16 protein-coding genes are annotated in these 22,182 nt (G+C 59.7%); 7 read left to right on the top strand and 9 right to left on the bottom strand.

All coding sequences use genetic code 11. From position 1 onward, the window contains the following. Positions 1-700 precede the first annotated feature (700 nt). Positions 701-1,813, bottom strand: coding sequence for a Fic family protein (locus tag P1S46_03750; protein MDF1535601.1), 1,113 nt, complete (start codon positions 1,811-1,813; stop codon positions 701-703). A gap of 899 nt (positions 1,814-2,712) precedes the next feature. Between P1S46_03750 and gnd the strand changes: the two genes are divergently transcribed. Both gnd and zwf read left to right on the top strand, forming a co-directional pair. Beyond that, entirely contained in the window at positions 2,713-3,684 is a 972-nt protein-coding gene (gene gnd / locus P1S46_03755; GenBank protein ID MDF1535602.1) for a decarboxylating 6-phosphogluconate dehydrogenase, read from the top strand. A 180-nt stretch (positions 3,685-3,864) separates the two neighbouring features. Next, the gene (gene zwf, locus P1S46_03760; GenBank protein MDF1535603.1) at positions 3,865-5,451 is read left to right on the top strand and encodes a glucose-6-phosphate dehydrogenase; all 1,587 of its coding nucleotides are present in this window, start codon (positions 3,865-3,867) and stop codon (positions 5,449-5,451) included. 234 nt (positions 5,452-5,685) lie between these two features. On the opposite strand, the gene P1S46_03765 is transcribed toward zwf, so the two are convergent. The 8 genes from P1S46_03765 to P1S46_03800 form a co-directional block, all read right to left on the bottom strand. Beyond that, a complete protein-coding gene (locus tag P1S46_03765) occupies positions 5,686-6,492 on the bottom strand; it encodes a DUF1722 domain-containing protein (protein MDF1535604.1) in 807 nt (268 codons plus the stop codon). A gap of 116 nt (positions 6,493-6,608) precedes the next feature. Beyond that, the gene (locus P1S46_03770; GenBank protein MDF1535605.1) at positions 6,609-7,352 is read right to left on the bottom strand and encodes a hypothetical protein; all 744 of its coding nucleotides are present in this window, start codon (positions 7,350-7,352) and stop codon (positions 6,609-6,611) included. 238 nt (positions 7,353-7,590) lie between these two features. Further along, positions 7,591-8,370, bottom strand: coding sequence for a slipin family protein (locus P1S46_03775; GenBank protein MDF1535606.1), 780 nt, complete (start codon positions 8,368-8,370; stop codon positions 7,591-7,593). Positions 8,371-8,463: 93 nt separating this feature from the next. Next, positions 8,464-9,921, bottom strand: a complete 1,458-nt coding sequence (locus P1S46_03780) for a nodulation protein NfeD (GenBank protein MDF1535607.1) — start codon at positions 9,919-9,921, stop codon at positions 8,464-8,466. Positions 9,922-10,055: 134 nt separating this feature from the next. Further along, positions 10,056-11,369: a hypothetical protein gene (locus P1S46_03785; protein ID MDF1535608.1), complete on the bottom strand. Its 1,314-nt coding sequence runs from the start codon at positions 11,367-11,369 to the stop codon at positions 10,056-10,058. Between the two features lie 15 nt (positions 11,370-11,384). Continuing rightward, positions 11,385-12,509, bottom strand: a complete 1,125-nt coding sequence (locus P1S46_03790) for an SPFH domain-containing protein (GenBank protein ID MDF1535609.1) — start codon at positions 12,507-12,509, stop codon at positions 11,385-11,387. 153 nt (positions 12,510-12,662) lie between these two features. Then, positions 12,663-13,166 carry a hypothetical protein gene (locus tag P1S46_03795; protein MDF1535610.1) on the bottom strand — a complete coding sequence of 168 codons (504 nt, stop codon included), beginning with the start codon at positions 13,164-13,166 and terminating at the stop codon, positions 12,663-12,665. After that, entirely contained in the window at positions 13,163-13,720 is a 558-nt protein-coding gene (locus tag P1S46_03800) for a hypothetical protein (GenBank protein MDF1535611.1), read from the bottom strand. The genes P1S46_03795 and P1S46_03800 overlap by 4 nt, the downstream gene beginning before the upstream one ends. 321 nt (positions 13,721-14,041) lie before the next feature. Between P1S46_03800 and glmU the strand changes: the two genes are divergently transcribed. The 5 genes from glmU to P1S46_03825 all read left to right on the top strand — a co-directional run bounded on the left by glmU (position 14,042) and on the right by P1S46_03825 (position 22,117). Then, a complete protein-coding gene (gene glmU, locus P1S46_03805) occupies positions 14,042-15,466 on the top strand; it encodes a bifunctional UDP-N-acetylglucosamine diphosphorylase/glucosamine-1-phosphate N-acetyltransferase GlmU (protein ID MDF1535612.1) in 1,425 nt (474 codons plus the stop codon). Next, on the top strand, positions 15,466-17,295 hold the full coding sequence (gene glmS, locus P1S46_03810) for a glutamine--fructose-6-phosphate transaminase (isomerizing) (GenBank protein ID MDF1535613.1): 1,830 nt from the start codon (positions 15,466-15,468) through the stop codon (positions 17,293-17,295). The genes glmU and glmS overlap by 1 nt, the downstream gene beginning before the upstream one ends. 3 nt (positions 17,296-17,298) lie before the next feature. Further along, complete coding sequence (locus P1S46_03815) at positions 17,299-19,080, top strand: chloride channel protein (protein ID MDF1535614.1); 1,782 nt, start codon at positions 17,299-17,301, stop codon at positions 19,078-19,080. Next, on the top strand, positions 19,064-21,328 hold the full coding sequence (locus tag P1S46_03820) for a DUF3553 domain-containing protein (GenBank protein MDF1535615.1): 2,265 nt from the start codon (positions 19,064-19,066) through the stop codon (positions 21,326-21,328). Before P1S46_03815 ends, P1S46_03820 begins: the two co-directional genes overlap by 17 nt. A 183-nt stretch (positions 21,329-21,511) precedes the next feature. After that, positions 21,512-22,117 (top strand): TlpA disulfide reductase family protein, encoded by a 606-nt coding sequence (locus tag P1S46_03825; GenBank protein ID MDF1535616.1) that lies wholly within the window; start codon positions 21,512-21,514, stop codon positions 22,115-22,117. Positions 22,118-22,182: the final 65 nt, after the last annotated feature.

The following is a 22,182-nucleotide window of genomic DNA, read 5'->3' on the forward strand; positions in this document are numbered from 1 at the left end:
ACGCTCGCCACTCTCTAACTCGACGCTGGAAGGTCCGTAGTTGTCCTTCCTGATATTCGCCCGGATACTGTTCGCACAACCAATCGAAAAGAAACTTGCCCTCCAACTCTGACGCGTCTTCCAATATATCCTCACACAGCCCCCAGTGCCGCTCAAAGGGATCCGAACGCGTTCTCCAGGTATGCTCTACTCGCATTTGCGACGGCAACTTCCCTGACTTGAGATACTTGCGAGCTGTCTTAGGATCCAAATCCGATCGCAACGCGGCCTTCGACAGGTTCCCGGTCTTTTGATACTCCTCCATTAACTTCCTCACTTTCCTGTCTGGCGTCATCATAAAAACTCATCCTCCTTAAAGGAGAGTCTTCAATAACGCCGGTCATTAGGGAAGTGTAATTGTCGTCAGTAGGGAAGTATAATTGTCGCCGGGCAACTATGAAAAGAAACGCGCCGAAGGAAAGAAACACAATCAGGCGATTCGGGCACTGGGTCGTCATTTGTGCCGCACAATCTTCAAAATGCTCAAGGAGGACAGGGAATACGAGATCAGGGATTAGGGCGAAAATCGCTTGAAAATTCCAGCGGGATGTTCAGGCCGGGAATTGAGCAATACCCCCCGACAATGTCAAGAATTGACAAGTTCCCCCTTTGATCCCGAAACTACAAAACGACAGGTGAAATCGTAGCTACGACATAGATCCTATTCGTCCTCTGGCCATAACAGGCGGTAGCTGACGTTCCTGCCGGCGCCAGGATTTTTTATCAGGACCCCCTTTTCGACCAGATCCGAAATGTCTCTTTTTGCGGTCTCACGACTGACCCTGGTCATCCCCTTATATTTTCTGTTGGTCAGCCCTCCTTCAAAACCTTCCGGACCTGAATCAAGTAAGCGATTGACAACCTTTTTTTGACGTTCGTTAAATACTACGGCAGCCCACTGCTGCCAGAATCTTACTTTTTGCAGCGCGCCTCTTACCTCCCCCTCAGATCTCTGTATCGCTCTATTGAAACACTGTAGAAACCACAATAGCCAGCCCGTGATCTCTCCATCTCCCTTCTGAGTCTTTTCAAGCATGTCGTAATACTCATCGCGGTCAGCGTTTATTTGAGCGGACATGCTGTACATGCGAAAGTCCTTCCGTTCATCTTGAGCTAACGCCATATCGGTGATAGCTCGTGCAATGCGTCCATTGCCATCCTCAAAGGGATGAATTGACACAAACCAGATATGGGCCATCGCAGCACGCACAAGGCCATCCAGTTCGCTCGATGAATGCCACCACCTGAGGAACCGGTCTATTTCCCCCTTGAGGCGAGCCGCGGGAGGAGCCTCGTAGTGAACACGCTCTTTCCCTACAGGGCCGGACACTACCCGCATCGGCTCTGATCCCTTGCGCCAATCAGCCACAGGGATTTTGTTCATGCCGGAGTAGCCGGTCGGGAAAAGCGCCGCGTGCCATCCTTTGAGCCTTTTTGGCGTCAGTCTCTCATCGTGCCTGGTCGTGGCGTCAATGAGCATTTCAACCAGCCCGTCTACCTGCCTTTCCGCAGGCGGCAGGCCGGCGGTCGGCAATCCGAGTCGTCGCGCGACCGAGGATCGGACGGAGTTTCTGTCCAGCCTCTCTCCTTCTATGGCAGCGGTCGTGAACGCTTCCTCCGTCAAAACTTCCGCTTTCATCTCAAGACCAATGTAGTCAGCTTCTCCCAGGAGCCTTCCTTGTAATTGACGTGAGATGCCAAGCGGACGAAGGATGACGTCGCTTTTCCATCTCAAACCGGGCCAGTCCTTTGTTTGCCATATGTATTGAACCATTTATGCCCCCTTATTGGGTCACATTTTGCCCCGGTAGCCTTGCACTAGTGGGTCACAAGTTGACCCAATTATATTACTTAAACGGGTCACTGTCTATAATGTTTTTTAAAGGGGAGCCCCCTCAGTGTCAGTGACCGAGGGGGCAACCGTGGGGTCAGTTTCTCACCTTTCACACTTTTCTTAATCTGAGGGTGATTCGGGAGATGTAGCCCGGCTGAAGTTGGAGGTATTCGCCGATCTCCCTCTGGGTATAGGTATCTGCAATGAAAGCATCGGAGCCTAAAAAGATCTGATACTTCGCCTCTTTGAGTGGAGATTCTGATCCAATACCTGCTTTTTCCACCAGCCAGGATTTGTACCGACCCTGCAGTACAGGTCCTATACGTTGATATTTCCAGTTATCGTAAGAAATCTCAAAAGTGTGAAAGGTGAGAACTGACCCCACAGGAGTGCCTTGCCGCCTACGCCACAGACAGCGGGGTCAACAGGTATCCTGTCGGTGCCTACGGTTTTTCTCAACTTTCAACTGTCATCCCGAAAGCGAACCTGCCCGCCGCGGAGGAGCAATACAGGTTCCAGGCCGGCACCTTCAGTTATTTCTGCGCCGATGGCGAATCCTATCTCATTAACGTCAAAGTCGACGACCGTGCCCTCGATCCCCTGGCCGCCACCCCCAACGGCATCACTCCGGACAGCTACGAAGCCTATGCGCGGTGAATAACGCGGCCCTTTCAAGGCAGCCATTCCACAACTGCCATGGGCTTCATGTCCGGCGTTGAGTCCCCGGATCCCCTGGACTCTCAATCCCCAGCCAATCTTGCCGTCCCCTCGCTTCAAAAACCCTGTATCCTCCAAATATGCTAAAGTTGTAAAATATATTTTTTGATCACGCCGTTGGCGTGACTTCCTCCTTCGCTGAAGCTACGGAGGACAAGCAGGGTCCCTCGGCCCAAAAGGAGGTTTCTGACATGCAGCTTGCTATGCTGGGCCTCGGGAGGATGGGGATGAACATGGCCCGCCGGCTCATGGGAGGCGGCCACGACGTGGTCGCGTACAACCGCTCCCGGGACAAGACGGACAAACTGGCCAGGGAAGGGGCGATCGCCGCCTACACCCTCGCCGAGGTTGTGGAGAAGCTCCTCCCCCCCAGGGCGGTCTGGATCATGCTGCCGGCCGGAAAACCGGTGGACGACACCATCACGGAACTCAAACCGCTGCTGGAACCCGGGGACATCGTCATCGACGGGGGCAACAGCTACTACAGGGACGACATCCGCCGGGCGGCTGAACTCGAACCGGCAGGTGTCTCCTACATCGATGCCGGGGTGTCCGGAGGGATCTGGGGCCTTGAGCTCGGGTACTGCACCATGGTGGGCGGACCGAGGGAGAAGTACGATCACCTCGAACCGTTCTTCAAGACCCTGGCGCCCGAAGACGGATACCTTTACTGCGGCGGCCCGGGCGCCGGCCATTTCGTCAAGATGGTCCACAACGGGATCGAGTACGGGATGATGCAGGCCTACGGAGAAGGGTTCGAGATCCTGGAAGCTTCTCCCTACGGCCCCGGGCTGGACTATTCGCAGGTGGCGCACCTGTGGAACCAGGGCAGCGTCATCCGTTCCTGGCTCCTGGAACTGGCCGAGGACGCCTTCGCGAAAGAAGCCCGCCTGGAAGATATCACCGGCCACGTGGACGATTCAGGTGAGGGGCGCTGGACGGTGCAGCAGGCTCTTGATACTGCTGTCCCCGCCCCGGTGATCACGGCCTCCCTCTTCGCCCGGTTCCGCTCCCGGCAGGAAAGCTCCTTTTCCAACCGGGTCCTCGCGGCGCTGCGGAGGGAGTTCGGGGGGCACGGGGTGAAAAAGAAGTAACGTATCGGGGTAACGGGGTATGGGAGTATCGGAGAGGAAGGGCATAGCCCAGGATATCTGGCAATGGATCGGTGGAACGGATTAACGGTGTATCGGAGAAGAAGCCTCGGGTTTTCACCCCGACACACCAAAACCCCGACACTCCGACACTCCGACACCGACAAGACTGGAGATCACAGCATGGCCAATCACAAAAAAACTGACATGCCACCTGGAATCTCCAGTCTTGTGGAGGGCCATGCCACCATGGAAGCTCCCAATGTCTCGTGCCTGCTGAACCGGCCTGTTGATCCGTGCACGGTGGTGATCATCGGCGCCTCCGGAGATCTCACTGAAAGGAAGCTCATCCCCGCCCTTTACAGCCTTTTTGCCAGGGACGGGCTTCCGGACCCGTTCACCGTGGTCGGCTGCGGACGCACAGTCATGACCAGCGAACAGTTCCGCCGGAAGATGGAGCCGGCGATCCGGGAAAAGGACCCCGAAGTGGCCCGACGTGAGCAGTTCTCGTCCCGCCTGCACTACCGCTCTCTCGAATACGACTCGCCGGGATCGTACGCTGACCTGGCCGCGTTCCTTGATGATCTGGATGAAAGCAGCGGTACCGGCGGCAACCGGATCTTCTACCTGGCCCTGCCCATGTTCCTTTACGGGATGACGGCAAAACTCCTCGGCGAAAGCGGCCTTTCCAGGCAGGGCGCAGAGGGTAAAGGATGGACACGCCTCGTGGTGGAAAAACCGTACGGCAGCGATCGCGCCTCAGCGGCGCGACTGGACAAGGTCGTCCATGAAAGCTTTGCCGAAAGCCAGGTCTTCCGCATCGACCACTACCTTGCCAAGGAAACGGTGCAGAACATCCTGATGTTCCGGTTCGCCAATACCATCTTCGAACCGCTCTGGAACCGCGACCACATCGAACACGTGGATATCATCGCGTCCGAGACCCTTGGCGTGGAAAAGCGCGCGGGCTACTACGATAAGGCCGGAGTGCTGCGGGACATGTTCCAGAACCACATGCTGCAGCTCCTGGCCATGACCGCCATGGAGCCGCCCAACCGGTTCGAATCGGAGGCGGTCCACGACGAGAAGGTGAAGGTATTTCGATCCCTGCGCCCGTTCCCCGTGGACAACATCTTCGAGAACCTCGTCCTGGGGCAGTATGGCCCCGGAACGGTGGACGGCAAACCTGTCAGGGGATACCTGGAGGAGGAAGGCGTGGACCCGGCCTCGACAACCCCGACCTACGGGATGATGCGGCTTTTCATCGACAACCCGCGATGGCAGGGTGTTCCGTTCCACCTCACGAGCGGCAAAAGGCTGGAAGGGAAACTCACCGAGATCGCCATCAGGTTCAGGGGGACTCCCTTGACAATGTTCGAAGATCTGCCGGGGGGGGAACCGTCCTCTGCCAACGTTCTTACCATGGGCATCCAGCCGAGGGAGCACATCACGCTGACGTTTAACACAAAAAGCCCGGGAGCCAGGACCTGCCTGAGAACGGTCAGGATGGATTTCGATTACCTGCAGGGTTACACCGGGCCGCACCTGGAGGCCTATGAAAAGGCCCTCCTGGACTGTTTGAACGGCGACCAGATGCTGTTCTGGAGGCAGGACGGGATCGACCTGGCCTGGGGTTTCATGGAGCCGATCCTCCATATGTGCGAGACGTGCCGCGAAAAGGAGCGGCTGCTCCACGCCTACGAGGCGGGTTCCTGGGGCCCGAAAGCGGCCGCAGAATTGAAGGGGTTGATGCTGAAGCAGTGCAAATAGAACAGAAAACAGGAATCAGAATTGACAAACCGGTACTGCACAACTGCAGCACTTTGTCCTCCATGTAACAATCCGTAAATTCCCATTTATTCGAGATCCTGCTCTTGTCAGCCAGGCCGGTACAAGCTCTTTTCCCCAGTCCAGGAATGTCGCCAGGTAAAAAGCCGGAGCGAATGCTCCGGCCAGAGGTTCCTCCTGATTTCTGATTACTGATTTCTGATTACTGATTACTGATTACTGATCAATATAGGGAGCCAGTATCGCCGAGTATTTCAGGTCCTCATTATCCTGCCGGGCGGTGACAGATGCGAGGAACCGGCGCATGTCCAGGCTGACCTTGCCGGGCACGAGTTCCCCGACCAGTTCCTTATAGCGGATAGTTTCCTCTTCGGTGGCCTGTTTTTCCAGGATCTCCCAGACAGACTCGTAGGCGATGGAAGGCGCCCTTTCGTCATGGGGATGGGCATAGGCCTCCTCGAGCATGAGGTCGAAGAGAATCCATATGGAGCCCCGCCGCTTGCCCTGGAGGAGCTCCGCCAGGGATCTGAAGCGGCTGTAGGACCGTTCCATGACCAGGAATCGCATTATCCTCCACATCGCCACCAGGATGTCGTCCTCCGGGACACCGAGGATCACCGATGTGAAATCATCGGGGCAGGTGTAATCCTCAGCGGAGCCGGTGGAGGGCAGCGGCACCCGTCCCCCATATCCTTTCCCCCGGCCGTCTTCCCGCAGTTCATCGGCCTCCTTGAGGATCTCACCTCCATCCACTTCCGGGGCGCTCCACTCCGCTACTTCAATCTGCTTGCGATCGATGGGTGTCGTGTGTTCGATGGCGCGCAGGTCCATCTCTTCGGCAAGTTTCCGGTGCCGGATATAAAGCTGTCCCCTCCGTCCGTTGTAACGGAACGCGTCTGGATGCTCCAACGTGTCGCCCTTCTCCGAGGAAAGGGATTCGAACAGCTTGTGGAGAAAATCGTGCTCCACTGCGAGCAGGCCGTCACTGAGGAACTTGGGGTGGACAAGATGGACTTTTGGCATGGGAACTCCAGTTTCAGGTTTCAGGTTGCAGGAAAGAGATTGTAACACAAAGATCTTTTCTCCGCGTCTCCGCGTCTCGGCGTCACCGTGTCAGGTGATCCGCCGCGGCGCGGCGGCTACCGTCGTCTTCCCCTCGGCCTCCTCGGACCGGGACGGACAGTGACGCTCCCGTCCTGACGGGAACCGCCCTCACCCTGGCTTTTCGAGTCTGTCACCTGCCCGAGGCTCTCCTTCTGGAACCTGAGGCCTTCTTTCTGCTTTTCGAGCCAGTCGTCGGTCTTCCCGCCGCCCGGTTCCTTCCCCGCGAATTTTTCTTTTCCCCTGGGTCCCTTACCCGGCTTGGCCCGGCTGTCGCTCCTGGCGCGGTCCTCGGAAGGACGGGTCCCTTCCCGGGCCATGCTGTCATCCCCGGAGGGAGCACCCGACCGGACCAGCAGGAAGATCCCGACAAGGACGAGAAACACCCCGGCGCCCGAGTACAGGGTTTCCGGCCCGGCCAGGTCGGCCGCCATTACCCTGCCCATGAACGCCAGGGGCAGGATGACGGCGACGAAAGTCAGGACCTTGACCCTGAACTGGAAAAGGTTCCTCACCTGCATCCACTGTGGGACCGGCGGTTCGGCAACGAACAGGGAGCAGATGGCCGAAGCCAGGAAATAGAGGAAAGCGGCCCGGATGAAGTAGGGAATCACTTCGGCTCCGCTGCCGGGCCGCATCGTAAAACCGGACCCGGCGGCCAGGCTCACGACCTCCATCACCCCGCGGCCGAGGGAACCGAGGGCCAGAACAGCCAGGGCCAGGGCCGCGACCATGAAAAAGTACCTGATGCCTGCGATAAACGAGGTGAAAAGCTGTATCATTCCGGTGTATCCCTCCTGTAGGTTTAATAGAGCCAGGACTCTGTCGGACTATCCGTTTCAGACTCCTGGGTACTATGAGCTATGAACTAAGTTTGACAGGTTCGCAAAAAGTCCAAGCGTAACTTATCGCGAGTCCATCAAGTTTGAACCCTTAGCTCGTAGCACCAGGTTCTTGGTTCCCTGCCCTGAGCAAGCCACAGGCCCTGAGCCTGGTCGAAGGGCGGAGCGCGTCGAAAGGTCAGTTCTCTTCCTTTAAAGACTTTTTGACCATTTTCATGAACCCGCTGAGAAGGTCCATGGGGATGGGGAAGAGGGTCGTAGAGTTGTTCTCCGTGGCGATCTCCCGCAGGGTCTGCAGGTATCTCAGCTGCAGGGACTGGGGGTTCACGGAGAGGATGTCGGCCGCCTGGGCCAGCTTGTCGGCCGCCTGGAACTCACCTTCGGCAGTGATGACCTTGGCCCTTCTTTCCCGCTCGGCCTCGGCCTGCTTGGCCATGGCCCTCTGCATCTCCTGCGGGAGGTCGACGTGCTTGATCTCCACGTTGGCCACCTTGACCCCCCACGGGTCGGTGGCGGTGTCCAGGATCTCCTGGAGCTGGTGGTTGATCTTCTCCCTCTCGGAAAGCAGGTCGTCGAGTTCGAACTGGCCCAGGACGCTCCGCAAGGTGGTCTGGGCAAGCTGGCTCGTGGCGTAGAAATAGTCCTCCACTTCCACGATGGCCTTGCCGGGGTCCATGACCCTGAAATAGACCACCGCATTGACCTTCACCGAAACGTTGTCCTTGGTGATGATGTCCTGGGGCGGCACATCCATGGTCACCAGGCGCAGGCTGACACGGACGGCTTTTTCGATAAGGACAACAACAATTGTGATCCCGGGCCCCCGGAACCCCGTCAGTCTTCCGAAACGGAACACGACAAGCCTGTCGTATTCGGTGACGATCTTGATGCTCGCCAACACCGCCAGGATAACCAGCACAAGGAAAAACAGGACCGGATTAGCAAAAACAATACTCATTGTCACCCCCTGAGTTTTTCGTATGTCCGTGTGGGCGTGGTGCGTCAATGCTTCAGTTTTCGCTGCCACGCTTCACAGACGCACGCGATTACGTTACGTCTCTTCTCTGATCAGCTCAACTTGCAGTTTCATCCCCTTGATATCGACAACTCTGATATTAGATCCTTCAGGGGCTTCCCGGTCGCAGACAGCTGACCAGATCTCCCCATGGACCCTGACCTTCCCTTCGGGAGACAGGTCGGTCGTCGCGACACCTTCCGCACCCGCCATCCCTTCGATCCCCGTAACGGGTTTCCGCTTGTGGGTTCGCATGACCAGCGTCAGCCCGACCACAATAAATCCCGCTGAGAATATTGTAGCAGCTAAAATCAGGGATCGGGACAATTGAAGATAGGGGTCAGCGCTTTCAAAAAGCATGACGCTTCCCAGAAACATCGCGAATGCTCCACCGACGGTGAGCATCCCGTAGGACACCACCTTTACCTCGAGGATGAACAGGATGATCGCCAGCATGATGAACAGCAAGCCGGCGTAGTTAATGGGAATGACCTGGAAAGAGAAAAAAGCCAGGATGAGGCATATCCCGCCCAGCACCCCGGGCAGGATGACCCCCGGGTTGGCGAGTTCGAAGAACAGGCCGTAGATCCCCAGCATCATGAGGATGTAGGACACGTTGGGGTCGGCAAGGGCGGCCAGGATCCGGTGACGCCAGCCCATAGGCCGCTCCACGACCCGGGCCCGGGCAAGGGCAAGGGTGATCTCTTCGCCCGCAACGGTGACCACCCGCCCCTCCATTGCCTCGAGGAGTTCATCCATATCCTCGGCGACCAGGTCGATGACGTTGAGCTTGAGAGCCTCGTTCTCGGTCACCGAAACGCTCTCACGCACTGCCCGCTCGGCCCAGTCCGCGTTGCGGCCATGTCTTTCGGCGATGGACCGGACAAAAGCCACCGTGTCGTTGAGGACCTTTTGCCCCATGACATCGGTGTCACCCGAAGCCGGCGCTCCGGACTCCGGTTCCGATTTCTGTTCTTCCCCGTTTCCCCGTTTCCCCGCTTCCTGGCCTTGCTCCCCCTCCCCCTCTCGCCCACTCTCCCCCTCGGGTTTTTCCTTTTTCCCCCCAAACGGACTCCCCCCCCCGATGTTCACGGGGTGAGCGGCCCCGATGTTGGTCCCGGGAGCCATGGCAGCCACGTGAGCCGCCATAGTGATAAAAACGCCCGCCGAGGCCGCGCGGGCCCCCGGAGGAGCGACGTAAACCGCCACCGGGATCTCGGCAGCGAAAAGGGCCTTCACGATCTGCCTGGTGGAGGTCATGAGCCCCCCCGGCGTATCGAGCCGCAGGACCAGCAGCCCGGCACCTTCCCCGGCGGCAGCCGCAAGCTGTTTCTCAATGTAATCGGCGCTCACCGGGCTTATGGGTCCGTCCACGGTGATCTGTACCACAACGGGAGCCGGTTCGGTTTCGTCCGCCGATCCGGAGATGGCTCCGCCAGACATCGAAACAGACACCCCAAGGGTCATGGATACGATCAGCATGAGGCGGGACATTGATAACCTCGCAAAAAGTCTCCTGTAGAGTTTCCGGGAGCCATTTGGCAATTGGCGGTCACGCCGTCGGCGTGACCGCCCGCCAGGATGGAGTCCAGGCAAATTTCTCAATATTGAGTCCATCAGATTACCCATCAGATCTCGACTCCCAGGGTGGAGATCGGAACCGCAAGGCCCTTGAACGGCTCCACCAGGTCCGGCCCCCTGCGGTGGAAGGGGACCAGGACCAGGGACTGGCTGGTTCCTTTCCTGTTAAAAAGTTCCCGGGGCCCTGTCCCGGCCACCACATCGGCCATCTCGTCCGCCCCTTCCGGCGGCAGAGCGACCGGGAGGGTCCGCAGCCCCAACCGGCTTTCGTAGGGGATCGGTTCCGCCGGGAAATCGGCATGATAATACCGGGCTGTCAGGTTGTAAAGGAGCCTCGGTGACCGGACCGAAAAGGCGGGAACGTAGAGGTGCCGGTCTTCTCCCTGTCGTTTCCAGAAGGGGAGAAAGGTCGTCGCCGCGTCCCGGGCCGGCCGGTTGTTGCCCGCCCACATGCACTCTCTTTCCCGAAGCCTCCCGCCGGCTGCCTCCCAGCCCCTTGCGCAGGACCTGCAGAACCTCAGGTGGGCACCGGGATCGTCATCCAGGTCGCCGCCGCACTCGGGACAGATAAGGGGCGCCAGTTTCAGGCGGGTCTCACCCGGAGAACGGCTCTCCTTGAGGTCGAGGTTGTCCAGGAGGGTCTCCATCTCCTCGTGTCTGATCTGCCTGATCAGCGACCCGCCCACCGCGTCGATGAGCATAAGGCGGATCTGGCGCCCTTCCCGGATCTCTACAAGGGAGAGGGGAAAAAAAAGGATAGAGCTTTGTTCCCACAGCCGGAACCTCTTCTCCCGGGTGATCTTGAACCCCGGATCCTGCATCCCGTCGAAGAAATCCGCTTCCATCTTCCGGCTGTGCTTTTCCCTTTCCCTCTGGATAGGGGCGAAGGGGATCTTGCCGGCGTTTTCCCGGGTGGCCAGGTACAGGTGAAGGGACTGGACACGGTAGCCTGGAGAGAAAAGACCGGGGGAAAGATCCTCGTGGGCCGGCCTCATGAGATCGAGGTCGCGAGTCTGGAGCTTTTCAACAACCCCCGGATCTCCTTCCAGGACCGTCCTGTGCCCCTGAAGCCACCTGATGGCGTGACCCGTCGTTCTGTAGAAGGGGCAATAAAAGGGCATGACTGACCGGAGCAGCGGCGGTTTCCACCCGTTCTTCATGGCGATCCGGGTGACGTGGTGGGCGGTCTCCTGCACGCTGATCTTCGGCTTGATGAGAAAACTCAGCCAGGCGGAGCGGGCGCCCATGATCATCAGTCCCGCACCGCAGTAGCGGCAGCGCGTTCCGGTGGCCTGCTGGTCGAAGGTGACTTCGCCGCCGCACTGGGGACAATGATGGCTGACGTAACAGGAAAGGTTCACTGGACCGGGGCGGTCCTACTCGATCTTCTCGCCGCAATGAAGGCAGTACCTTGCCCCCTGGGGGACCTTGTTGCCGCATTTCGAGCAGACCGGTGTTTTTTTTTTGACCTCCTGGCCGCACTGATGGCAGAAACGGGCATCCGCTGGCAGGTCCTGGCTGCAGCCGCCGCATACCTGGCCCCGGACAACGGGTGTGCCGCAGCGGAAACAGAACCTGGCGTCACCGGGAAGGGCGGCCTTGCACTGGGGACATGGGTCACCCGCGGATACTGCTGTCTTTCCCGCACCCTCCAGGGTAGACCTTAAAAAGGCGGGCACCATCATCCCTAACCCGGCGCCAAGTCCCAACCCCATCCCGGACTCCGCGGCGCCGCCTCCCCCGCCTTCCCCTTGCCCCGCATCGCCCATGAACTGGGCGGCCTTGAACCTGAGGTAATCCCCTTCGCCGACTGCTGTCATGCTGCCGCGCTCGTCGATAATCTTCTGGACGTCGTCCGGAGGGGTTATGGACTGGATGATGAGGTCGCGCAGTTCGATACCATACTTGAGAAACTCATCCCTGATCCTGGCTTTGGCTGCGGCGCCCAGCTCTTCGTAGACCTGCGCGAGGTCGAGGATCGACTCCAGGTTCTCTCCCAGAAGGTCGTTGAGGCGGGAGATGATGACCGCCCGCAGATAGTCTGAGATCTCGTCAGTGGTGTAGATCCCCTGGGTCCCCACCAGCACATTGACGAACAGCATGGGCTGGACGACCCTGATGGTGTAGTTGCCGTGGGCCCTGAGCCGCACCATACCCAGGTCCTTGTCCCGGAAAGCAACGGGGTCCCGGGTGCCCCAGGTCAGGTTCGTGAAGGTCTTCATGGAGACGTAATAGACCGCTACCCTGAAGGGGCTCTTGAAGTTGAAGGGAAGGCTCAGGGCCTTGGTCAGGAGAGGCAGGTTCTGGGTGGTGAGGGTGTGCCGCCCGGGTCCCAGGACATCCAGCGCCCGGCCGTCCCGGAAGAACACGGCCGTCTGGTTCTCGTTAACGACCAGCTGGGCACCGAACTTGATATCACCGGTCCCGTCGACGGGGATCCGGTGGACCATGTCCTTCCCTACGTTATCGACCCATTCGAGAACCTCGATGAACTGGCTCACTTGGTTGTCTCCTATTGATAGGGTCGCAAGAAGTCCTGGCGGGACTTCCCGCTCAACGGAAATCGAAAAGTGTGATTTTCGCTTTCCTCACGGATAAGTGACACCATCGACCAGTCACTTATCCGGGCACCGCTCACAGGTGCGTTGATGATTCTAACCGTTTTCTTCCATGCTCTTTCTTCGCCCGTCGAATATCTCTGCCAACCGGTCCAGGGCCTGTTCGAGATCACCTGTCCAATCCTGCCCGGTGCCGACGGCCTCCACCTGTCCTACGCACCCTGCCAGTCCTACCGATGTTTCCAGAAGGAGGAGATCCACCTCGTAGAGGCGCTCCAGGTCCTCCAGGGTGATCCCCGTCCGGTCGAACCACCCGGCATATCCGGAGGGGGCATACCGGATCTCGTCCTCCATCCGCTCAAGCCTGGTGACGATCCTCTCCAGGTTGCCGATGGCCCTCAGGTTTCTCATCCCGCCCGACCTGGACAGGTCGTTCATGGAGTCGGCAAGCCCGGCCCTGCACCGTGACACCTCGGCGGCGGCTTTTTCCCGGACGGCGAGGTCGGCGGCGCGACGGTTCTCCCTGTCCTGGTACCCGGCGATCCCCGGGATGATGCGTGTGATCTTTTCCAGGAGGGCTCCCACTTTCGGTTTTGTCATGGTTTGCTCCTCCGGGAAGGGGCAGCCTTGATCTTCACCTTGCCCTCCTCGTTCACGACCCGGAAAACCACCTTATCCACACCATACTTTTCCCGGACCATTTTCGTCTGCTGTACAAGAGCTTCACGAAGCCTGGCCATGTCAGGCCCCTTGCCGTTGCCCACTTTCTGATACTCCCTGCTTAAAGTGGAAACCAGCTTTTCCATCTGGTTGTGTTCCGTTGCGCCGGTTGAGACCTCTAACACATCCGCCGGGGCTTCCGGCGCGGAAGACGCACTCCCGCGAATCTGGCGCCGCGGCCGCCTGCCCTCCTCCAGGTCCCTGAGGTTTTTCTGCCAGTACTGGTGGTAGGTGTTGTAACGGGAGATGACCTGCTGGTTCCTGAACTTCAGGGCAGTGTTGGTGATGGCTATAGAGGACATGGTGCGCACCTCCCTTGCCACTTTTTCAGCCAGCATTTCAGGCGGCCTGCGTTCAATTCCGGAAAAATACTGTTCGTAGGCAGTCTTGAGCTTGTGAATATCCTGTTCCAGCCTTCGAATCCTGTTTTCCATGATCCCTTCCCCGGAAAAATTCCCGTAGTTGGAAATGATAACAGAGGGACCAACTGATTTCAAAGCGAAAAGCTTTGAAATCAGCCGGCTGGGAACAGGCGGATACCGACAGACAGGCCGCAAGACCCCAGATACCGAGGGGTTCTGACACCCGAAATCCGCTGTAGGACCCTTTTTGTTCCGGGCCAAACCAATGGCGGATTTCGGGTTCCCCTTGACACTCCTGCGTCTTACTGAGATATATGATTTTTGAGCTTTTTCAGAGCGTTTGTGCCTGATCCTGGCCGGCGCCCCGGTCCGACTGGAGAACCCCCACCAGGAATGAGTTTCAAGACTGCCTCTCTCGCCGTCATCGTCCTCGCCGCCGGGAAAGGGACCAGGATGAGTTCCTCCGTCCCCAAGGTCCTCCATGAACTCAGGAGCCGCCCTCTGCTCGACCACGTCCTTGACGCAGCCCAGGGACTTGACCCTGGAAAGATCATCGTGGTGACGGGGCAGGGAGGCGGGCAGGTTCAGGACCTCGTCGCGCAGCGCAAAGAACCGATCCAGGTCGTCATCCAGGAACCTCAGCTCGGCACAGGACACGCTGTCGCACAGTGTCTGGACAGCCTGAAGGGGCCTGAGGATATCGTGGCGGTACTGTCCGGTGACGTTCCGCGCCTGGGCACCGGAACCGTTGTCAGCCTGTACCAGGCGGTTTCCGGGGAGGGGGCTGCCGTAAGCGTTCTCACGGGGCGGATCGGCGACCCGGCGGGCTACGGCCGGATACTACGGGACCAGGACGGCAAGGTCACCGGTATCAGGGAACACCGTGATCTGGCACCCGGCCAGGAGGATATCGACGAGGTCAATTTCGGTGTCTATGCCTTCGACGCGGCCTTCCTGCGCGAGGAGCTGCCGAAGCTCAAAAACGCCAACGCGCAGGGAGAGTATTATCTCACAGACATCATCGGTACAGCAGCCACCACCGGCCGTACCGTGGCAACCCGGACCCTGGAGGACCCGAACGAGGCCCGGGGCATCAATACGCTCAGGGAACTGGCTGAAATGGAGAGAGAGATGAACCGCAGTCACCTGGAAAAGCTGATGGCGGCAGGGGTCCGTATCGTGGACCCTGAGCGGACCTGGATAGACGATACCGTCACCGTGGGTCCGGATACCGTGATCTACCCCTCGGTCTTCCTTCACGGGCAAAGCTCCGTCGGATCAGGGTGCATCATCAGGCCGGGGGCAGTCATTACCGATACCGTCATCGGCGACAGGGTGGAGATCCGGCCATACTGCGTGATCACCGGATCCGCCATCAGCGATGATGCGGCTGTCGGTCCCTTCGCCCACCTTCGTGCCGGTTCCGAGATCGGCCCGTCGGCACGGATCGGCAACTTCGTGGAAACAAAAAAAGCGATCATCGGCGAGGGAAGCAAGGTTTCCCACCTCACCTACGTGGGAGACGCCGAACTGGGCCGGGGAGTCAACATCGGGGCCGGCTGCGTGACCTGCAACTACGACGGCTTCAACAAGTACCGGACCGTCATCGAGGACGGGGTGTTCGTGGGGAGCGGAACCATGCTGGTGGCTCCCGTCACCCTGGGCAAGGGATCCCTTGTCGGCGCGGGCTCCACCGTTACCGCGGATGTTCCTCCCGACGCCCTGGCGGTATCCCGGGCTCACCAGTCTGTCAAGGAGGGCTGGGCTGCCAGGAGACGGGCACGCCTGACGGGCGCGGAAGGGGAGGACAGAGACTGATGTGCGGGATCGTCGGATACATCGGCAGCCGGAACGCCACCGAGATCCTCCTGGATGGGCTGCGGCGTCTTGAATACCGGGGATACGATTCGGCCGGTATCGCCGTCATCAGTGAAGGCGAACTGGCACTGCGACGCAGCGTGGGCAAGATCGCCGCTCTCGAAGATGCCGTGCGCAGGGAACCCCTTTCCGGAAGCGCCGGCGTGGGGCACACACGCTGGGCCACCCACGGAAAACCCAGCGAGGAGAACGCCCATCCTCATCGGGACTGTTCCAGACGGCTGGTGGTCGTCCACAACGGGATCATCGAAAACTACCGGAAAATCAAGGAAAATCTGTCCGGTTCCGGTCACCGGATGGTTTCCGAAACAGATACCGAGGCCATCGCCCACCTCGTTGAAAGCCACTATGACGGGGACCTGGAAACGGCGGTTACCAGATCCCTCGGGGAGCTGACGGGGGTCTACGCCCTCGCCGTCCTTCACGCCGACAACCCCGGAACTATCGTGGTGGCGCGCAGCGGACCGCCCCTGGTCATCGGTCTCGGCAATCAGGAAATGTTCGTAGCCTCGGATATCCCGGCCATCCTCCACCACACCCGCCGTTTTATCTACCTCGATGACGGACAGGTGGGCGTCGTGACCGCCGACAGCATCCGGCTCACAGGCCCGGACGGGAACGAGGTCACCCCCGAACCGGTCACGGTTCCATGGGATCCGATACAGGCGGAAAAGGGCGGTTTCAAGCACTTCATGCTCAAGGAGATCCACGAACAGCCCGAAGCACTGGCCGACACCCTCAGGGGCAGGTATTTCGAGGAAAACGGGCAGATCGCCCTGGATGACATCTCCCTTACCGGCGCGTTTATCGAAAAGATCGACCGGTGCGTCACCGTCGCCTGCGGGACGTCGTGGCACGCCGGACTGGTGGGCCAGTTTCTCATCGAGGAACTGGCCAAGGTTCCGACCACGGTGGATTACGGATCCGAGTTCCGTTACAGGAACCCCATTGTGGGGGAGCGCACCCTCGCCGTGGCCATCTCCCAGTCGGGTGAAACGGCCGATACCCTGGCCGCCCTGAGGGAGTGCAGGGACAAGGGGGCGACCATCCTTTCCATCTGCAACGTGGTGGGGAGCATGATCACGAGGGAGTCCGACGATGTCCTATACACCCACGCCGGACCCGAGATCGGGGTAGCCTCGACGAAAGCGTTCACCACCCAGATCGTCTGCCTCGCGCTCCTGGCCGTTTACCTGGGCCGCCGCAGAGGGGTCCTGGACCCGGAACGGGCCAGGGAGATTCTGGACGCCCTGATCCTCCTGCCTCAACAGGTCGAGAAGATCCTCGAGACCGACAGCGCCATTGAAGAGCTCGCCGGCCTTTTCTACCAGCACTCCGACTTCCTCTACCTGGGCAGGGGCATCAATTACCCCATCGCCCTCGAAGGCGCGCTGAAACTCAAGGAGATCAGCTACATCCACGCTGAAGGGTACCCGGCCGGAGAGATGAAGCACGGACCCATCGCCCTCATCGACGAGACCATGCCGGTCCTGTTCCTCGCCCCGGGTGACAAGGTCTACGAAAAGATCCTGTCCAACATGGAGGAGGTCAAGGCGCGGGGCGGCATCGTCATCGCCCTCACCGATCACGAGGACCCCCAACTCCTCGAAAAGGCCGACCACCTCATCCGCATCCCCGCAACGGACCCGCTCCTGACACCCGTGCTGGCCACCATCCCCCTGCAGCTTCTCGCCTATCATATCGCTGTCCTCAAGGGCACCGACGTGGACCAGCCCAGGAACCTGGCCAAGAGCGTCACCGTGGAGTAGCCAGTGTCTCCATCGAGCCGCAACATCACGGAGATCCGGCAGAACCTCAGGCGCCGGTACACCGATTTTCTGTTCACCGAGGGTACGATCATGATCGGCCTCGCGGTGCTCATCGGCCTTTTAAGCGGCCTGGGCGCCGTGGGCTTCATAGCCCTCATAGGCATTATCCGCGGGGGCGCGTGGACGCTGTGGGGCTCATACAGCGGGTTCGTGGCCGGGGACATAACGAGCATCTTCATTCCCCTGGTCCCCGCCCTGGGCGGACTCATCCTTGGCCCCATTTCCGCCCTCTTCCCCTCCGAGGCCAAGGGGCATGGTGTGCCCGAGGTCATGGAGGCGGTCGTCCTCAAGGGCGGTGTCCTGAAGGTCCGAACGATCTTCATCCGGGCCATTGCTTCGGCCGTGACCATCGGCACCGGGGGCTCGGCAGGCCGCGAGGGCCCCATCGCGCAGATCGGCAGCGCCATCGGCTCTTTCACCGGACAGGTTTTCAGGATGTCAGCCAACAATACGCGGACCCTTCTCGGGTGCGGAGCCGCGGGCGGCATCGCCGCCACCTTCAACGCCCCCATTGCAGGAGCCCTGTTCGCCCTGGAGATCATCCTCGGCGACTGGCAGGTGGCCACCTTCAGCCCGGTGATCATGTCTTCGGTCATCGCCACCACAACGGCCCGCTACATCCACGGCAACGAGCCGGCCTTTCACGTTCCCCAGTACCAGCTTGTAAGCCCCGTGGAGATCGTCTTCTATATCATCCTGGGCCTCCTGGCGGGGCTCTTTGCCCTCCTGTTCATTCACACCCTGGACAAGTTCGAGCATTTCTTCGAGGAGCGCATCCCGGTACACCCCTGGCTCAAGCCGGCCGTCGGCGGACTGCTGGTCGGTATGATCGGCCTCATGTTCCCCCAGCTTTTCGGCAACGGTTACGAAGCCATGAGCGAAGCCCTCATGGGCAACATGGCATTCTCCCTGATGTTCGGGCTCCTCTTCCTGAAGATGGTCACGACCTCCCTGACTCTCGGCTCGGGAGGTTCGGGGGGAGTCTTCGCGCCCTCTCTTTACATCGGGGCCATGCTCGGCGGGACCTTCGGCAGTGTCGTCCACAGCCTGTTTCCCAGCGTCACCGCGACCAAGGGAGCCTACGCCCTTGTCGGGATGGGAGCCACGGTAGCCGCCGCGGCCCACGCGCCCCTGACGAACATCCTCATCCTGTTCGAGCTCACCGGCGACTACCACATCATCCTGCCCATCATGGTGGCGTGCATCATGAGCACCCTGGTCATCAGGGGGCTGTCTCCCCACTCCATCTACTCCATCCGCCTTCATCAGAAAGGGATCACCATCGAAGCCGGCAAGGAGGTCAACGTCCTTCAGAGTCTCAAGGTACGTGACGCCATGACCTCCGAGGTGGAGGTGATACCCGAGAACATGCGGTTCCAGGAGATCCTGAACCACATCACCATGAGCAAGTTCTCCAACTTCCCCGTGGTCGACAGCAAGGGGCAGCTTACCGGGATCCTTTCGTTCCAGGATATCCGACAGCACGTCTTCGACCCGGACCTGGAACACCTCGTGGTGGCAAGTGACCTTGCGACCCATGCAGTGACCACCGTCAACCCCTCGGACAACCTCAAGGACGCCCTGGCCAAGCTTGCCTACCGCAGCATCGAACAGCTACCGGTGGTGGACGCCAGGGACCCGAAGAAGCTGGTGGGCATTCTCACCCGCCGGGACATCATCACGGCATACAACAAGGCGATCTTCCATTATGAAACAGCAGGGTAGGACCCTTTTTCCCCTCGACGACCTCAACCCCAATCAGCGCATGGCGGTCACCCGGACGGACGGGCCCCTCCTCGTGCTGGCCGGAGCCGGGAGCGGCAAGACCCGTGTCATCACCTACCGGATCGCCTACCTCCTCCAGGAGCGGAAGATCCCTCCCTACGCCATCCTCGCCGTGACCTTCACCAACAAGGCCGCGGGGGAGATGCGTGAGAGGGTGATCAGTCTCGCCGGCAAGGAAGGCCGTTCCGTCTGGATCTCCACCTTCCACTCGGCCTGCGTCCGGATCCTTCGTCAGCACGTCGAGAACCTCGGGGTCAGCAGGCACTTCTCCATCTTCGACGACAACGACTCGAGCCGCCTCATCAAGGAGGTCCTGGCCGGGATGAACATCGACGCCCGCGTCCTGCCTCCCCGCCGGGTTTCCTACCTCATCAGCAGGGCCAAAAACGCCCTTCTGGGGCCCGACGAAATGATCGAGCACGGTGAGTTGAGGCGGGATCACCTCATGGAAAAGGTGGTGCAGGCATACAGGATGTACGAGGAGGGTCTCCGGAGATCCCAGGCCCTGGATTTCGATGACCTGCTGCTTTTCACCTGGCGGCTTTTCGAGGAGCGCCCCGAGGTCCTGCGGTCCTACGAGAACCTCATCCACTACCTCCTGGTGGACGAGTACCAGGATACCAACCACGCCCAGTACCAGATCATTCGCCAACTTTCGGCGAAGCACCGGAACCTGTGCGTGGTAGGGGACGACGATCAGAGCATCTACCGGTGGCGGGGAGCCGACATCACCAACATCCTGGATTTCGAGAAGGACTTCCCCGAAGCGGAGGTGGTCACCCTCGGCGAGAACTATCGATCCACCGGCCACATCCTGGGCGCCGCCTCCTGTCTCATCGCCAGGAACACCGGGCGCAAGGAGAAGGAACTCCTGGCCATCCGGCCCGACGGACAGCAGGTCACGGCCTACGCGGCCATGGACGAACGGGAGGAGGGGGATTTCATCGCCGCGTCCATCCACAACCTGATCCGGAAGGAGAGTTTTTCCCACGGCGACTTCGCGGTATTCTACAGGATCAACGCCCAGTCCCGCGCCATCGAGGATGCTTTCAGGAGGATGAACATCCCCTACGTCATCGTGGGCGGCGTGAGGTTCTACGACCGCAAGGAGATCAGGGACGTCATTTCCTACCTCCGCCTCGTCCTCAACCCCGCGGACTGGGGAAGTTTCGAGCGGGTCATCAATTCGCCGGCAAGGGGGATCGGCAAGGTCTCCGTAGAGAAGGTGAGAAAGGCCGGGACGGAAGGCCGGATCCCGGAAGAGGCCGTATCCTTTGCCCTGGACGGGGGGACGATCAAGGGTAAAACCGCCGGAACCATGGGCGGCTTCCTCGAGACCATGGCCGTCCTGCGGGGTAAACTTGCCGACGGACTGCCCCTGGACGAGTTCGTGGTGGCCGTACTCGATGAGACAGGCTACTTAAGAGCCCTGCAGACCGAGGGGACCGATGAGGCCAGGGCCCGGGTGGAGAACCTCCAGGAGTTTCTCACCGTGGTGGACGACTTCCTGTCGGGAGCGCCCACAGGGGAGATGGACGCGGTCCGGACGCTGGCTGCGTTCCTCGACCAGATCTCCCTCGTGTCCGATATCGACAAATGGCAGGAAGCCGGCTCAACGGTCACCCTGATGACCCTCCACACCGCCAAGGGGCTCGAGTTCCCCGTTGTCTTCGTGGCCGGCATGGAAGAAGACCTGCTCCCCCACTACCGGGCCCAGGGAGAGCCGGCCGAGATGGAGGAGGAAAGGCGCCTGTGCTACGTGGGCATGACCCGGGCAAAGGAGCGGCTCTTTCTGACCATGGCCCGCAGGAGGCGGCTGTTCGGGCAGTACGACAACACTTCACCGTCAAGATTCTTCAGCGAGCTTTCCGGGGAAAACGTGCAGCTTTCCGAGGACACCGCCTACCCCATTCCAGGCATCACCGATCCGCTCTCGGCCATATCGACCCCATCGGTACCGGTCTCCACCGGAGGAAAGATGGCCATCGGAGATTTTACCTTCGTCCCGGAACCGGTGGAGGGAACAGACAGCCTGCGCCCCGGCATGGATGTCCGTCACCCCATGTTCGGGATGGGCCAGGTGATGATCGTGGAAGGGTCCGGACCCGACGCCCGGATCACCGTCTACTTCCCGAGGGGCGGGAAGAAAAAGCTTATCGCGAAGTACGCGAATCTGGAAATTATTTAGGCCGGATCTCAGATCTCAAAAAGAGCTACCAGATAATTTTCAATCAAACGAGAAATGCCTGGAATTTGAGATGTGGGATAGGAGATCAGATCCTCCCGCCCTTGGACCTTGACATCCCGTTTCACCTTCTTTATACATCGGGAGGTTTCCACCTCAACGCGGCAGACGTCAAGGAGTGTCCGTTTGAAAGCAGTCCGCATCCTGTGCCTTCTCATCCTCGTCTCCTTTCTTCTCACCTTGTCTATCGGCGTTCAGGCCCAGGAAGAGGAGCGCCCGGACTTTTCCCTCCTGGAGTTCAAGAGCGGGGAGCAGAAAAATTTCAATGACATCCTCATGGCCAAGGTCAACATCCTGGTGGTCACCTCCACTACCTGCGGCTCGTGCATCAGTGAACTCAAGGCGCTGGACTGGATCCGCGCCAAGTACAAGGGGGACATGGCGGTTGTCGCCGCCTTCATCGACCGGAGCGGGGAATCGAGGGTGTACCGGTATCTCGAGTATTACGATTTCGACCTTGACATGTTCCTCGTCGATCCTGGCGGAGCAGTCCCTGACAGTTTTAAGACAACCACTGTTCCCACCATGATCATGTTCGACAGGAAGGGCAATGAGCGGTACCGCAAGGTGGGTTACAACGACGGCGACGAGAGCAACATCATCACCCGGATCGAGGAGATCATGTACAGCAGGAAGCCCGCCCTGACCGCAACCGCCGCGGAAGGTGACGCGTCAGCTCCTGCCGCCGGGGCGCCGGCGGCGAAGACGACGGGGTGCGCGAGTACAGGCTGATTATAAGAAAGTGAAAGGTGGAAAGTGAAAGGTGGAAGGTGGAAGTTAATTTCATGCCGGCTGAG

This window comes from bacterium, from assembly GCA_029210545.1.
Classification (GTDB): domain Bacteria; phylum BMS3Abin14; class BMS3Abin14; order BMS3Abin14; family BMS3Abin14; genus JARGFV01.

Excerpts from the sequence above, each read along its gene's own strand:
- P1S46_03770 (MDF1535605.1), bottom strand. The coding sequence starts at position 7,352 with ATGATACAGCTTTTCACCTCGTTTATCGCAGGCATCAGGTACTTTTTC.
- P1S46_03795 (MDF1535610.1), bottom strand. The coding sequence starts at position 13,166 with ATGACAAAACCGAAAGTGGGAGCCCTCCTGGAAAAGATCACACGCATC.
- P1S46_03750 (MDF1535601.1), bottom strand. The coding sequence starts at position 1,813 with ATGGTTCAATACATATGGCAAACAAAGGACTGGCCCGGTTTGAGATGG.
- P1S46_03800 (MDF1535611.1), bottom strand. The coding sequence starts at position 13,720 with ATGGAAAACAGGATTCGAAGGCTGGAACAGGATATTCACAAGCTCAAG.
- P1S46_03820 (MDF1535615.1), top strand. The coding sequence starts at position 19,064 with ATGAAACAGCAGGGTAGGACCCTTTTTCCCCTCGACGACCTCAACCCC.
- P1S46_03765 (MDF1535604.1), bottom strand. The coding sequence starts at position 6,492 with ATGCCAAAAGTCCATCTTGTCCACCCCAAGTTCCTCAGTGACGGCCTG.
- glmS (MDF1535613.1), top strand. The coding sequence starts at position 15,466 with ATGTGCGGGATCGTCGGATACATCGGCAGCCGGAACGCCACCGAGATC.
- glmU (MDF1535612.1), top strand. The coding sequence starts at position 14,042 with ATGAGTTTCAAGACTGCCTCTCTCGCCGTCATCGTCCTCGCCGCCGGG.
- P1S46_03780 (MDF1535607.1), bottom strand. The coding sequence starts at position 9,921 with ATGTCCCGCCTCATGCTGATCGTATCCATGACCCTTGGGGTGTCTGTT.
- P1S46_03775 (MDF1535606.1), bottom strand. The coding sequence starts at position 8,370 with ATGAGTATTGTTTTTGCTAATCCGGTCCTGTTTTTCCTTGTGCTGGTT.
- zwf (MDF1535603.1), top strand. The coding sequence starts at position 3,865 with ATGGCCAATCACAAAAAAACTGACATGCCACCTGGAATCTCCAGTCTT.